Raw genomic sequence first — 14062 nt, forward strand, 5'->3', positions numbered from 1 at the left:
CGCAACTAGAATTCCTTCGTGAACGTATCTTTCTTGGCTCGGCTCCTTACCGCCGTGTCCGGATGAAGGAGGTGATCGGTGTGGCGAAGCAGGCGCGGGCTCTACGGACGCACGACCGCGTCCTGGACGCCGCCGCGTACCAGTTCGCACGCTTCGGTTACGCGGACACGAACCTGCAGCACATCGCCGACCGGATCGGCCTGACGAAGGGCGCCCTGTACGGGCACTTCTCCAGCAAGGAGGAGCTGGCCGCCGCGCTGACGGAGCATCTGTCCCTCGGCGTCCGGGCCTTGCTGGACATGGCCCGGACATCGTCCGGACCGGCGTTGAGCCGCTTGGAGGCTCTGGTGCTCGGGCTCGGCGAACTCTTCCGGACGGACCGCAGGGCACAGGCCGCCCTGCGGCTGGAGGTCGAGGCGGCACGTGCGGCGGGCAGCGTGGCCCCCGTCCTCACCGAGACCCACGAAGTGGCGCTGCAACTCGTGGGGGAAGCACAGCGGGCGGGACTGTGGGACGACACGCTGCCGACCGATCCGCTGGCCGACCTCATCATGGCGGCGCTCTTCACGGCGTTCTGGGCGAGTGCCGACTCGGACCGGGGCCGGCCGGGTCCCAGTCTGCCCGCCCTGTGGGACGTCCTGGCACGCACTCTGGGCACCGGTGTCACGGCGTGAACCGCCGCGGCCACCGCGCGCCCAGGGTGCCGCCCGGCCGTGACCGTCCGCCGGCTGGGCGGACGGTCCGTCCGGCCGGCGTTACCAGGCCGCCAGGGCCGCCGTAGCCGCGCGGGTGCCCACGCACGCCCAGGTCGTCTCGGCCCGGGCCAGCACCGTGTCGTCCTGGACCGCCGCGAGACGGAGGCGGAACGCCTCCTGCGGAGTGGCGCCCGGCACGCGTTCCTCGATGACCAGCCGGGTCGGCCGGTGGAACTCACCGAAGGCATGGCACTGCACGGTGGCCCCGGAGAGGGCGAAGGACAGGTCGGCGAAAGGCTCGTCGTGGGCCTCGTGCACCGTGAGGTGCCCGAGCTGGCGGAAGCCTTCCAGCATCACCATCAGCGGAATGTGGTCGGTCGGATGGTCGAAGAGCACGGCGTGGCCGCGGTCGACGTGCAGCAGCCAGTCGTCGGGACTGTCACCCTGCTCCAGGACGCAATCCCGCCAGCGCAGCCGCCCGACCCGGTGCGGCGGCACGCGCCGGGTGCCGCCACACCCGGTTCCGCCGTCGCCGGGCGAGACCGCCTCGGTGAGCCTGCGCAGCAGACGGTAGCGGCGCTCATCGAGCATCAGCATGCTGGCGCTGCCGCGGCCGCAGGGCCGGCCGTTCACCGTGAGCCTGAAGTCCATGCGTGCCCCGGCCCTGCCCCGCGGACCCGCTCCGTCCCAGGCCCACACTCCCTCAAGGACCACGGAGAGCGGAACGTGCTCGACACGCAGCGGTCCCTTGTCGGTGATCTCGAAGTCGAGTTCCCGCACGACGAAGGCGGTCCCCAGCCGGAAGCCGCAGTACCGGTGCGCCACGTACCCCATCCCCTGGCGCAGGGTCTCGGCGAGCAGCAGCGGATCGCTCAGGCGGTTCTCGTCGGGATGGTAGAGCGCGTGGTCGCGCGGCCACTGGGCGGCGACGACGAACGTGTTCTCCTCGACGCGAAGTCCGTCGGTGATGAAGACCTCACCGATCGAGCTGCGGTGCACCAGCTCGCGCGTCACAGGTTGTAAAAAGCTCAACGCGTCACCAGCGATCACCATTGCTGGCTGGTTCGGGTTGCTGAGATGATGGAGCGCAACTGACATCTGGGACTCGCCTCCCCCGGACTGGAAGATCCAGAACCATGCGATCGATCAGACGTGCGGCGCCTTCCGGCGGAAAATTAATATACCTTCGGGAAGGAATATTGCAAGGCTCGAGATGCGCTCGAGTCGCCCTCCGGCCATTGACGCAGGTCGGGCCGCACCGCCCGGCACGGACCACTCACGCATGTGCGAAATGGATGTCATGAGTAAAGGCAGCACACCGCAGTCCACGCACCTTCCGGTGGGAACGTCGTTCGATGACTCGTCGCACCTCAAGCAGGAGCGTGCGGTCCGCACCCGGCGCACGATCCTCCACGCGGCGGCGGAGGTCTTCGCGCGCGACGGCTTCCCGAACGTGACCATCAAGGACATCGCCGACCGCGCCGGAATGACCAAGGGGGCCGTGTACTTCCACTTCGCCAACAAGGAGGCTCTCGCGGTCGCCGTGGCCGAGGAGTTCTACCGCCGGCTGTCCCAGTTGATCAGTCCGGCACTGGAGGGCGACCGCTCCTCGCCCGCCACCGTGGCCGACGTCCTGATCCGCGGCGCCCGCGGGTTCCACGACGACACGTACATCCAGGCCGGGGCCCGGCTGCAGATCGAAAGTGCCTACATCAAGGCCGAGATGCCGGTTCCGTACGTCGGATTCACCAACCTGCTCACCGAGCTCCTCCAGGAGTGCCAGGACGCGGGGCGCCTGCCCGGGCATGTCGACCCCCGGGGGATGGCGAGGGTTCTGATGGCCGCGTTCTTCGGCGCCCAGCACATTTCCTGGGTGCAGAACCAACGGGCCGACATCGTGGAGCGGGTCGAGGACATCGTGCAGGCCGTCGCGCTGCTGCCGGCGCCGTAGCCGGACCGGCCGCTCAGTCCAGGAACGCGGTCTCTATCCAGCGGCGCAGGGCGCGGGGACGCATGCGGTGGAGGCGGTCCAGGGAGTCGGAGACCTCATGGGGACCGCCGACCGAGAGGAACTTCTCGCGCACCATGTCCGCGTGCCGGGCCCGGGTGTCCGGGCCCGCCGCACCCACCGGGACCAGCCGGGTGCGGGAGACCGAGCGGCCGTCGGTCAGCCGGACGGTGACGCGGGCGCCGGTGGCCTTGGTCGCCCGGGAGAAGTCCCGGCCGTCGGCCTCCAGCGGACCGAGCAGGTCGACCAGTTCGTCCCCGCCGAAGCCGCGCAGCCAGGGCACCGCCGCCTCCCCCGCCTCCCGCACCGCCTCGCCGAAGGGGGCGTCGGACAAGAAGAGCTCGCGGGTCATCTCCGTGTCGTGTTCCAGCCGGACGCGCCGGGACAGCTCCCAGCGCTCCGGGTCGTCCAGGCGTGGTGAGGAGAAGTCGTCGACCGTGAACTCGCCGGTCAGCAGCGCGGTGGCGACCGGGTAGGGCACGTCCAGGACCAGGGCGCCGAGCGGGGAGCCGGGACCGTTGACGTAGCCGGCGGCACGCTTCCCCGCGAACAGCGTGTACAGGGACGCCTCCACCACCACCTCGGCCACGTCCTGCGGCCGGAGGGCGCCCAGTGTCTTGTGGATCTCGGTGGCACAGTCCACCGCGGCGTCGATGCCCGGGCCCCCGGGGTGCATCTTGAAGGACAGCGTGTCGGTGTGCCAGCGGCTGCCCAGTCCCTTCGCCACCGCCTGGGGCAGCGGCACGGTCGCGAACCGGGCCAGGAAACCGTCCCGGTGCTCCATGATGTCGGGCGCGCCGCGCAGCCCCGCGTAGGCCGCGTCGCAGGCGTCCATCGCGGTGCGCACCGGCGTGAAGGTGTTGAACAGGCGGGCGTCGCTGGCCAGGAAGGCGCGCATCAGCGGCCAGTTGGGCATGCCGAAGGCCAGCCCGAAGGAGTTCTCCCACACCTCCGCCGGGGCTCGGTCACAGCGCAGCCGGCCGGCCACCGCGCCGGCCAGGTGGGTGTGCACGGCGCTCTGCCCGCGCAGCGGGCCGAGGGTCGCCGAGGCGGTGATTCGGGCGGCGCACTCGTTGGCCGCGACGACCGCGGTCAGCAGCGAGAGCCCGTCGAGCTGGCGGGCGTAGGCGAAGGCGAGCGGCACGGCGACCGTGGAGTTCGACAGGTGTCCGGCGTACGCGGTGTCGTCGAGGTTGAGCCAGGAGCCGAGGGCGGCGAAGACGCCCGCGGCGGCCCGCGGATCTCGCTGCATGGGATGCCCGAAGGCCGCCACCAGCCGTCGGCCCAGGGGGTGTTGCAGCCCGGCGCGGATGGAGGCGATCTGGGACAACACCTGACTGGCCGCGAGTTTCAGCACCCGGCAGGGGATGTGCTCGGGGCGCAGGGTGGCCGCCCAGTGGGAGAGTTCACGCAGCGGGGTGTCCGAGGGGGTGCGGGCACGGGTGGGCGCTGAGCTCCCCCAGTCGGCGCACAGCGCGCGGGCCACGCTTTCCCCGAGTACAGCGGTCATGATCGCGACGTGCCTTCCTTGCCGTACGAGGGCGGTGTGCCCCGGAAGGGGCGGGTACGCTCCGGATCGCAGGACACGGCTGCGGGAGCACCGGGCGCCGGTGCTCCCGCAGCCGCGCGGAGGGGTCAGGCGGCCGGCACCTTGTCGAGGAAGCCGTAGACGCCCTTGACACGGCCCTCGTCGTCGGTGACCAGGACGTCGAAGCCGATGGCGACCGGCTCGGCGCCCGGCTCGGTGACCAGGCCCCACTGGAAGCGGGCGAGGTTGTGGTGGGCGTCGACCGTGCCGTGCAGTTCGAAGGACAGGCCCTTGAACTGGTCGCGGGCACCGGCCACCACGGCGGCGAATCCCTCGTGGCCCTCGACGGAGGCGAGCGGGTCGATGTACGGGGCGTCGGCGGTGAACAGCTCGGCGATGGCCGCGGCGCGCTTGTCGGCGTCCGCCTCGTTCCAGATGGCCAGGTAGCGGTCGACGGTGGCGGTCAGGTCGCTCATGCGGATGTTCTCCTCGTGTTGTGCTGTGGTGGTTTCTTCTGACAGGTGATGGCTTCAGGGGGTGGCCGGCGCCCACACCGGGAGGGCGCCGGGCAGGACCTCGAAGGTGGCCGAGCCGCCGATGCAGTCCTGGTACTCGCCGTCGTGCTCGAGGGGGAGCCGGCCGCCGTCGGTGCGTTCGACCGTGATGCGGCGGCCCCGCGCGTACACGGTCGCCGGGTGGTTCATGTGCTCCGCCGTCAGGGTCAGCCGGGGCACGTCGGCCGCGGCGACCTCTCCGCCGATGACACAGACGTCGAGCAGGCCGTCGTCGAGCAGCGAGTGGGGCAGCACCCGGAACCGGCCGCCACGGTAGCTTCCGCCGCCGACGTTCGCGAGGACCGTGGGACCCTCGTGCACGACCCTGCCGTCGACGGTGACCCGGCCCGGGTACGGCTCGTACCCGGCGGCCGTGTCGGCGAAGGCGCGTGCGTAACGCTCCCGGCCGGCCAGCGGCAGCTCGCGGGCGGTGATCAGCGCGTCCGCGATCACCCCGGAACAGGCGCCCAGGTAGACGAGGTTGCGGGTCTCGGCGAGGCGGGCCAGGTCGAGGTGGCGCAGGCGGACGCCGCCGCCGATGCCGGAATCGGTGAGGATCCCCTTCAGGGATTCGGTCCAGGGGCGATCACCCCACAGCATCTTGTAGCCGGAGTTGCCGGTGCCCCCGGGCACCACCGCGAGCGCGGCGGCGCCGGTGGCGGGCACCAGCCCCTGGACGGCCTCCCGGACCGTGCCGTCGCCACCGATGACGACGATCAGGTCCGGTGCGCGGTCGGTCCGCTGCAGGGCCCGGCGCACGGCGAGGGTGGCGTCGCCCGGGCCGGTGGTCAGGTGCACTTCGGTGCGCTCCAGGCAGGAGGCGCACAACTGCCGCACCTCCTCGACCAGCCGGGGCGAATGGCTGCCGGATGCGGGGTTGCCCAGGACGAGAGCCCGGGTGGGAGCCAGGGCTGCGGTGTCTGCCATGTCGGGCGTACTCCTTCGTCGGACGGCAACGGCACCGGTGCGTCCGGGGCCGTGTGGGGCCCCGGTGCCGCGGCACCTCCCACTGTGCCGGGGGCCGCTGACGCGGCACTGACGCGGCGTCGGGGACGGCACGCGCACGTGGTGGGCCCTCCCTGTGGCTCTGGCCTCGCGTTCCCGCTCGCCACGCGACGCCCGGCACGTCGCGCGGCGCTCACGACCGGCCCCGGGGCACGGCGACAAGGCCGTGCCCCGGGGCCGGACGTGACGCGGCGGATGTCACTCCTTGGCGAACGCCAGCAGGTCCTCGTTGAGCCGGTCCGCGTGGGTGGCGAACAGGCCGTGGGCGGCGCCCTCGTAGGTCACGAACCTGCTGCCGGGTATCAACCCGGCGGTCCGCGTCCCGCACAGGCCGTACGGTGCCGCCAGATCCGCGGTGCCGTGGACGACCAGGGTGGGCACCCGGACCGCCGCCGTCTCCGCACGCTGGTCGGTGGTGAACAGGGTGCGGTAGATCTCGATTCCGGCTCTGGGCGAGGTGTCCAGGCACATGCCGGTCAGCCAGCCGGCGAGCTGCCCGGAGATCGGCACCTTGTCCGGGTCCGGCCCGGCGAAGAACGGCCCGGTCAGCTCGGACAGCCAGGCGGCCCGGTCGGTGCGGATGGCCCGTTCGATCTCCTCGAAGAGTGCCATCTCCAACCCGTCGGGATGGTCCGGGGTGCGCAGCAGGAACGGTGTCGTGGAGGCGACCAGGGCCAGCTTCGCCACCCGGCCGGAGCCGTACCGGTGCAGGTAGCGCACGCACTCCCCGCCGCCGACCGCGTAGCCGACCAGCACGGTGTCCCTCAGGTCGAGGTGGTCCAGCAGGTCGGCGAGGTCGGCGGCGAGGGTCTCGTAGTCGTAGCCGGTCCACGGGATGTCCGAACGGCCGCTGCCGCGCCGGTCGTAGGTGACGCACCGCAGCCCGTTCCCCGCGAGGAACGGCGCCTGGAACTCCCATACCCGCGAGTCCGCCATGGCGGGGCCGAGCAGGACGACGGGTCGCCCGTCGCCCCAGTCGCTGTAGTGCAGCCGCGTCCCGTCCCGAGTGGTGAGGTACGGCATGTTTCCTGCCTCTCTGCTTGTGGTCGGAGCCCGGGTTCGCCGTGGCCCGGGGAGACCGGCGCGCTCACGTCCGAGCGGCGCGACCGGGGGACGCCAGTACCAGCAGGGACGCCAGTACGCCCAGGCAGACGAGCGGGACGAGGGTGACGGCGAACGCCTGCGGGTAGGCGCCGGCCGTGCCGCCCGCGTCCGCGAGGGCGGGGAAGAAGACGGCGCCGGCGATCGCCACACCGACGGCCGCTCCACCCTCCTGGGCGGTGTTCAGCAACCCCGAGGCGGCGGCCGCGTGTTCGGGGACCGCACCGCGCAGCACCAGATTGGTCAGCGGACCGGTGGTCAGGCCCATACCGAGCCCGGCGACCAGCAGCACCGGCAGCAGCCACAGCACGGAGCCGGACAGGTCCAGGCCGTTCGCCGTCAGAGCGATCGCGCTGTAGCCGACCGCCAAGGTCAACGGACCGACGGCCACCCGGCGGGCGGTCACCGTGGCAGCGGACCGGGCGGAGACCATCGAGGCGCCGAAGTAGCCCACACCCAGCGCCAGGAACATCAGCCCGGACTCCAAGGGGTTCAGTCCCCGGCCCAGTTGCAGGTAGAGGGCCAGGACGAAGAAGAAGGAACCCATGGCGAGGAAGTAGACCACCGTCGCGATCAGGCCCACCGAGAACAGCCGGGAGCGGAACATGCCCGGCTCGATCAGCGGACCGCGGCCCGCGGCGGCCCGGCGGCGCAGGTGCCACACGGTCACCGCCAGCAGGACGGCGGCGCCGGCCAGCGCCTCCCACACCCACACCGGCCAGTCCCGCTCCGGTCCCTCCAGCAGGGCGAACACCACCAGGCCGAGGGTCGCCGTGATCAGCAGGGCCCCGGTCAGGTCCAGCCGGGTGCCCCCCGCGCCGCGCGACTCGGGAATCGTACGGCGGGTGAGGGCGAGGGAGAGCAGGCACAGCGGTACGTTGATCAGGAAGATCGTGCGCCAGCTCAGCCCGGCGACGTCGACGGTGATCAGCGCGCCGCCGATGAACTGGCCGAAGACGCCGGCGAGTCCGATGACCAGGCCGTAGATGGTGAAGGCGCGGTCACGGGCCGCTCCCGTGTAGACCGTGCCGATGATGCCGAGCACCTGCGGCACCAGCAGGGCCGCCGAGGCGCCCTGGGCGATGCGGGCCACGATGAGGACGGTCACCGAGGGGGCGAAGCTGCACACCGCCGAGGCCAGCATGAACAGCGCCATGCCGAGGGCGAACATGCGCCTGCGGCCGTAGAGGTCACCGAGTCGGCCGCCGGTGATGAGGCCGGCGGTGAAGGCCACGCCGTAGCCGACGATGATCATCTGGGACTGCGCGGCGGTGGCGCCCAGGTCGGCCTTGATGGCCGGGACGGCCACGTTGGCGATGAAGAAGTCCAGCACCGTGATGAACGTGCCGACGAGGACCACCAGGAGGGCACCGGCCGAGGGGGCGGCGGCCGGTGCGCCGTCGGGGATCGCCCTCGCACGCTCCCCGACGGCGATTTCGGGGCTTGCTTCAGAAGTCATGACGACTCCGTTTCCTTGATCTTTCACTGGGTTCCTCCGGCCGGAGCGCGTCCGGCCGGAGCGGTGGGCTCCGGCGGTCACCAGGTCACGGGGAGACTGGTGACCCCGTGGAAGACGGTGCCGCGGCGGAAGAGCGTGTTCGGGTCGGCGGCGAGCCGGAGGCCCGGGAAGCGGCGCAGCAGCGAGCGCAGGGAGAGCTCCATTTCCAGCCTGGCCAGGGGGGCGCCCTGGCAGTAGTGGGGGCCGTGGCCCCACTGCAGGTGGCCGCCGGTGGCGCGGCGGGGGTCGATCCGGTGCGGGCACTCGAAGACGGTTTCGTCGTGGTTGCCTGCGGGCACCGAGATGACGACGGCGTCGCCCTTCTCGATGGTCACGCCGCCGAGTTCCAGGTCCTCCACGGCGAGGCGGACCATGGCGTCCTGGGAAATGGACCAGTAGCGCATCGACTCCTCGATGAAGTTGGGGATCAGGGCGCCGTCGTCGGCGGCGACCTGGGAGCGCAGGTCGTCGTCGCGCAGCAGGGTGAGGATGTTGAGGGCGATCTGGTTGGTGGTGGTCTCGTGGCCCGCGACCAGGACGAGGCGGGCGATGCCGACGAGTTCGTCGAGGGTGAGGGCACCGGTCGCGTGGTGGTTGACGGCCAGCCGGCTGATCAGGTCGTCGCCGGGGTCGCTGAGCTTTCGCAGCGCGAGCTTGGCGAGGTACTCGGACATGTCGGCGAACGCGGCCTGGGAGACGGCCGGGTCCTCCTGGGAGATGGTGACGCGGGTCTTCTCGATGAAGAACGGGGAATCCTCGTCGGGCACGCCCAGCAGCCGTGCGATGACGAGGGTCGGCAGCGCCCGGGAGAAGACCGCGTGAAGGTCGGCCGGCTGCGGCTGGGCGGCCAGTTCGTCGAGGAGTTCGTCCACCAGCAGCTGGACCGGCTCCCGCAGCCGCCTCACACGGCGGGCGGTGAACTCGGTCTGGATCATGCCGCGCAGCCGTGCGTGTTCGGGGTCGTCCAGGCGCAGGAAGGAACTGGGGTTCCCACCGGGCGGCACCTGGATGCGCACGGGGGCACCCGGTAAGGTCTCGTCGGCGCTCAGCCGGGGATCGGCCAGAGCCTGTCGTACGTCGGCGTACCGGGTCACCAGCCAGGCGAGCCGGGATTCCGCGGCTCCCTCGGGGATGCGCACCACGCAGGGGGGCTCCTTGCGCAGCTCGGCGAGGACGGGGGGCGGACTGCCGTCCTGGGTACGGGCGAAGGGCCAGTCCAGGACGTCGGTTCGGTCCGCGAGAGACATGCTTCTCCTCCGAAAATGGGGGCTACGGGTGCTGCTCGCCACCGACTCTCTCCGCTCCGGACCACGTGGGCGTGCTCGGGCGGCCACCGGGGGGTCTCTCCTCACGGTGACGCGCACGAACTCCACGCCCCACGGTCGCGCAGCGCGCTGACACGGCACTGACGCAGGGCTGACACGGTGTGCCCGGACAAGGGGCCCGTGCGAGCCGGTGGGGGGACGCGTGCGTTCCGTCAAGACTGTGCCGACAGAAGCTGATTCGGGGCTGACCGGGTGCTGACACGAAAGAGCCACCGGTCGCGGGGCCGGTGGCTGGTGTGGGGCGGGGCGGGACCGCGGTGGGGCACAGCCCTCTTCGATCCGCGTGCGGCTGTGCGCCGTTCGGCGATGATCAGGCCGCCCACCGGGGCCTTCACCGAGGGGCGCGGCCGACGAGTCGCCCAGGGGTGAGCTCGTGGCCGACGATTCGGTCCTCGGCGCGGGTGACGGCTCGGACCTCGTCCGTGTGCAGGCGCACCTCCACGGGAGGTTCCTGGGTGGGAGTCGGATGCCCGCCGGGGCGGCGGGGCCGGCGGCAGGCGCGGCGGGGGGGCCGCGAAGCCCCGGGCGCGTGCCCGTCCGGACGAGCGGTGCGTGCCTGGGCCTTGCCGGCCTCCCGGACGCCTGAGAGCACGCCGCGGCGGCAGCGGCGTACCGCGGCGCCGCCGATGGCGAGAACGGTGGCTGTCCGCGCAGAACGCCCGGTACCGGCCGTACGGGCCGGCCGCCGGCGGTCGGCGGCGGGGCCCGGGCCGGAGGGTGCCCGCCCCACGCGGCAGGGCGCGGGACGCCACCCGTGGAACAGTCCTCGGGTCACCGTCCCGCGCCCTGCCGGCGCGGTGCCTGGCCGGCTCCGGCGGTCAGCGTGCCGACTCGGCGGCCAGCTTCTGGAGCCGGTGCGCGAAGTGCGCGGTGACGGCCCTGGCATGGGTGTCGATGTAGAAGTGGCCGCCCTCGTACTCGTTGTGGCCCAGGTAGGAGGGGGTGCGCTCGGCCCAGTGGGTCATGGCGTCCGGGGCCTCCTGCAGAGGGTCGGAGCGGCCGCCGTAGGAGGCGAGCGGGCAGCGGACGCCGGCTCCGTCGTCGACGTACTGGGCGGCGACCCTCAGGTCGGCGCGCAGCGCGGGGACGACCAGGGCGAGCATCTCCGGGTTGTCGTAGATCTCCGCCGGAAAGGACCCCAGTTTCTTGATCCACTCGACGAGCTCGGGCTCCGGCATGCGGCTCTGTTCCTCCGTCGGCTGGAAGAAGCCCTCGGGCGACCAGCCGGACATGCCGATCATCACCGGCGCCGGGCCGCCGTCCTCCTCCATGCGGATCGCCAGCCGGAACGCCAGCTGGGCGCCGAGGCAGTGGCCGAAGAGGGCGAACGGCCGCTCGTCGAGGTCGTCGAGGACCGCCTCGTGCAGGGCGTCCAGCAGCGGCCAGAACTCCTCGTAGGTCTGCTCCTCCCGGCGGTTGTGGCGGCCGGGCAGGGTCACCGCCTGCGGGGCGATGTCCGGCGGCAACAGGCCTTCCCAGTCGCGGTAGATGATGGCGCCGCTGCCCGCGTGGGGCAGCAGGAACAGCCGGAGGGACGCGTCGGGCGAGGGCTCCACGGGGTGGAACCACTGCCCGGCGCTGGACATCTGCCGGCCTATGGTGCCGATGGCGGTGGTCACGAGTGCGTACTCCCAACGGTGATGGTCGGACCGAGGGCGCGTACCGCGGGCAGCAGCACCTCGGCGATCTCCTTCAACTGCGGCTCGGGGTCGAGGGACCCGATCCGTACGACCAGGTGCCGGGCACCGGCGCGGACGTAACCCCCGAGCCATTCGGCGCACTTCTCGGCGCTGCCCCAGGCGTAGGCCTGGATCGTTTGCATCTGCTCCAGGGAGCGGCCGTAGTAGTGCCTGATGTAGTGCTCGAGTTCGGCCTCGGCCGCGCGCTCACGGCTGTTCACGGTGACCGTCGCGTACAGCCCGGGGGTGACCGCGTGGGCGCTGCGGCCCGCCGCCTCGGCGAGTTCGCCGATGCGGCGCCGGGCGCGGGCGTAGGCGTCGGTGTCCGGGAGGAAGGGCAGCCAGCCGTCGTAGCGGGTCGCCGCGCGGGCGAGGACACGAGGGGTGTCGCTGCCCGCGAGCCACAGGGGCGGACCGCCGGCGACGGCGGGCGAGGGAAGGCGGTCCAGCCGCTCGGCCTGCCAGTGGCGGCCCTGGAAATCGGCGGGTTCGCCCTCCTCGCCGGAGCGCCAGGCCGTGCGCCACAGCGCGGTGATCTCGTCAAGGCGGCCCACCCGCCCCTCGAAGGCGGCGCCGACCGAGGCGAACTCCTCCTGGGTCTCCGGCATCGGGAAGCCCGAGCCGAGCCCGAGGATCAACCGGTCGGCGGCGACATGGCTGAGGCTCGCGATCATGTTGGCGCCGATGAGGGGGTGGCGGAGCGCGGGGGTGAGGGCGGCGGTGCCGACCGTGATGCGCTCCGTCGCCGCCGCCGCCGCCGAGAGCACGACCAGCGGGTCGAGGCGGGGGCGGGCCGTGAGGGAGTCACCGGCCCACAGGGAGTCGAAGCCGAGGGCTTCCGCTTGGCGGGCGAAGTCCAGCAACGGGGCCGCCGCGTACGTGCCGTTGATGGCCTGCTCCCGGGTCGGCAGGAGGATGCCGATCCGCAGAGGAGGGGTGCGCTCGTCCGCGGACTGCGGTGCCGGTCGCGCGGTTTCCCGGCCTTGTGGAGGGGTGCCGTGCCCGGCGTTCGAAGGCATGCGTGTGGATTCCTCTCAAGCGATCGGTGGCGTCAGACGACCGTTGCCTGAAGCACGTCCCTGGCCGGCGCCGCCAGCTGCTCGCGCACCGCGCGGCGCAGGATCTTGCCGGAGGGGTTGCGGGGCAGGGAGTCGGTGAAGTGGTAGGTGCCCGGTATCTTGTAGTCCGCGATCCGGCCGCGCAGGGACAGCAGGAGTTCACGGGGCGTCGCGCTCGTGCCGGGCCGGAGGACGACCACCGCGTGCACGCTCTCGCCCCAGCGGTCGTCGGGCAGGCCGACCACGGCCGCGTCGGCCACCGCCGGGTGTGCGGCCAGCGCCTTCTCGACCTCGGCCGGGTAGATGTTCTGCCCGGCGACGATGATCGTGTCGTTGATGCGGTCGCACAGGTGGAGATAGCCGTCCTCGTCCAGGTAGCCGGCGTCGCCCATGTGCAGCCACTCCCCCACCAGGGTGCGGGCGGTGGCCTCGGGCAGGTTCCAGTAGCCGAGCATCCGGGAGGGCGCCCGGACGCAGATCTGGCCGATGGCGCCGGGCGGGAGGGTTTCGCCGTCGGGGCCGATCACCTTGATCTCGTTGCCGGGGCAGGGCCTGCCGACCGAGGTCAGTCTGGTGCTGCCGGGGTGGTGGTCCCCCGGTGGCAGGCAGACCGCCACGCTGCCGGTCTCGGTGCTGGCGTAGATCTGTGCGAACTCGCAGCCGTAGGTCTCCAGGCACTGTTTCAGGAGCGTCTCCGACATGGGCGCCGCGCCGTAGGCGATCTTGCGCAGGGAGACGAACGCCTCGGGTCCCGCGCCGCGTTCGGCCGCCATCGCCTGGAGCATGGCCGGGGCGGCGAAGGTGGTGGTGACGCGGTGGGCGCGGATGAGCCGCACGGCCTCCTGCGGGTCGAACTGCGGCATGATCACATTCGTGCCGCCTGCGTTGAAGGTGTGCAGGAACCAGCCGATGCCGGCGACGCCGAAGCCGGGCAGGGAGATCAGGCTGACGTCGTCGGGCCGCCAGTCGATCCAGTCCACGCCGCGCTCGCGGCTGGCATGCGGCAGCGTGAAGAAGCTGCGGTGGGCGAGGACCGCGCCCTTGGGCAGGCCCGTGGTGCCGCTGGTGTAGATCTGGACGACCGCGTCGTCGGGGCCGGTCCCGGGGACGGGGTCGGTGTCGGGCTGGTCGGCGGCCCAGGCGGGGAGGCCGGCGCCGCGGGCGGGTTCGCCGTCGGCGTCGGTGCCGTCGACGCGGATCACCTTCCGCAGTCCGCGCAGTTGGTGGCGGACGCCGACGACGGTGTCCCAGAACTCGTCGTCGACGAAGAGCAGGGCGGCACCGGAGTCGCGCAGGATGTGGTCCACCTCGTTCGGGGTGAGCCGCCAGTTGACCGGGACCAGGACCGCGCCCGCCTTGGCGCAGGCGATCATCACCAGGTAGTAGTTCTCCGACTCGCGGCCGAGGTAGGCGACCCGGTCACCGCGCCGGACGCCGGTGGCGCGCAGGGCGTGCGCGGCGCGGTTGCTGTCGCGGTGGAGCTTGGCGTAGGTGGTGACGCGTCCCTCGCAGATGATCGCGGGGTGATCCGGGCGGCTTCCGGCGTGGGCCCGGGCGGAGTGGTGGAGCGTCCAGCGCTCCCTCGGTATGTCGGACATCGTGGTTCTCCCG

12 protein-coding genes are annotated in these 14062 nt (G+C 72.2%); 2 read left to right on the top strand and 10 right to left on the bottom strand.

All coding sequences use genetic code 11. From position 1 onward, the window contains the following. The first annotated feature begins 62 nt into the window (after positions 1-62). Positions 63-674, top strand: coding sequence for a TetR family transcriptional regulator (locus ACIQHQ_RS20875; RefSeq protein WP_402613379.1), 612 nt, complete (start codon positions 63-65; stop codon positions 672-674). A gap of 81 nt (positions 675-755) precedes the next feature. Here the strand turns inward: ACIQHQ_RS20875 and ACIQHQ_RS20880 are convergent, their stop codons facing one another. Further along, positions 756-1748 carry a ScbA/BarX family gamma-butyrolactone biosynthesis protein gene (locus ACIQHQ_RS20880; protein WP_402613380.1) on the bottom strand — a complete coding sequence of 331 codons (993 nt, stop codon included), beginning with the start codon at positions 1746-1748 and terminating at the stop codon, positions 756-758. Positions 1749-1995: 247 nt separating this feature from the next. Here ACIQHQ_RS20880 and ACIQHQ_RS20885 point away from each other — a divergent pair, with 247 nt between their 5' ends. Continuing rightward, the gene (locus ACIQHQ_RS20885) at positions 1996-2646 is read left to right on the top strand and encodes a ScbR family autoregulator-binding transcription factor (RefSeq protein ID WP_402613381.1); all 651 of its coding nucleotides are present in this window, start codon (positions 1996-1998) and stop codon (positions 2644-2646) included. 13 nt (positions 2647-2659) lie between these two features. On the opposite strand, the gene ACIQHQ_RS20890 is transcribed toward ACIQHQ_RS20885, so the two are convergent. The 9 genes from ACIQHQ_RS20890 to ACIQHQ_RS20930 form a co-directional block, all read right to left on the bottom strand. After that, on the bottom strand, positions 2660-4213 hold the full coding sequence (locus tag ACIQHQ_RS20890; protein WP_402613382.1) for an MmgE/PrpD family protein: 1554 nt from the start codon (positions 4211-4213) through the stop codon (positions 2660-2662). A 125-nt stretch (positions 4214-4338) separates the two neighbouring features. Next, a complete protein-coding gene (locus ACIQHQ_RS20895) occupies positions 4339-4707 on the bottom strand; it encodes a nuclear transport factor 2 family protein (protein WP_402613383.1) in 369 nt (122 codons plus the stop codon). 54 nt (positions 4708-4761) lie between these two features. Further along, on the bottom strand, positions 4762-5712 hold the full coding sequence (locus ACIQHQ_RS20900) for a diacylglycerol/lipid kinase family protein (RefSeq protein ID WP_402613384.1): 951 nt from the start codon (positions 5710-5712) through the stop codon (positions 4762-4764). A gap of 276 nt (positions 5713-5988) precedes the next feature. Continuing rightward, positions 5989-6813, bottom strand: a complete 825-nt coding sequence (locus tag ACIQHQ_RS20905; protein ID WP_402613385.1) for an alpha/beta fold hydrolase — start codon at positions 6811-6813, stop codon at positions 5989-5991. 64 nt (positions 6814-6877) lie between these two features. Then, positions 6878-8350, bottom strand: a complete 1473-nt coding sequence (locus ACIQHQ_RS20910; RefSeq protein WP_402613386.1) for an MFS transporter — start codon at positions 8348-8350, stop codon at positions 6878-6880. Between the two features lie 77 nt (positions 8351-8427). Beyond that, positions 8428-9636, bottom strand: coding sequence for a cytochrome P450 (locus tag ACIQHQ_RS20915; protein ID WP_402613387.1), 1209 nt, complete (start codon positions 9634-9636; stop codon positions 8428-8430). An 896-nt stretch (positions 9637-10532) separates the two neighbouring features. After that, positions 10533-11300 (bottom strand): thioesterase II family protein, encoded by a 768-nt coding sequence (locus ACIQHQ_RS20920; protein ID WP_402613490.1) that lies wholly within the window; start codon positions 11298-11300, stop codon positions 10533-10535. Positions 11301-11329: 29 nt separating this feature from the next. Next, the gene (locus tag ACIQHQ_RS20925; RefSeq protein WP_402613388.1) at positions 11330-12412 is read right to left on the bottom strand and encodes an LLM class flavin-dependent oxidoreductase; all 1083 of its coding nucleotides are present in this window, start codon (positions 12410-12412) and stop codon (positions 11330-11332) included. Positions 12413-12444: 32 nt separating this feature from the next. Continuing rightward, positions 12445-14049: a fatty acid--CoA ligase gene (locus ACIQHQ_RS20930; protein WP_402613389.1), complete on the bottom strand. Its 1605-nt coding sequence runs from the start codon at positions 14047-14049 to the stop codon at positions 12445-12447. Between the last annotated feature and the right edge of the window lie 13 nt (positions 14050-14062).

The sequence above is a fragment of the Streptomyces sp. NPDC092370 genome, from assembly GCF_044755265.1.
Classification (GTDB): domain Bacteria; phylum Actinomycetota; class Actinomycetes; order Streptomycetales; family Streptomycetaceae; genus Streptomyces.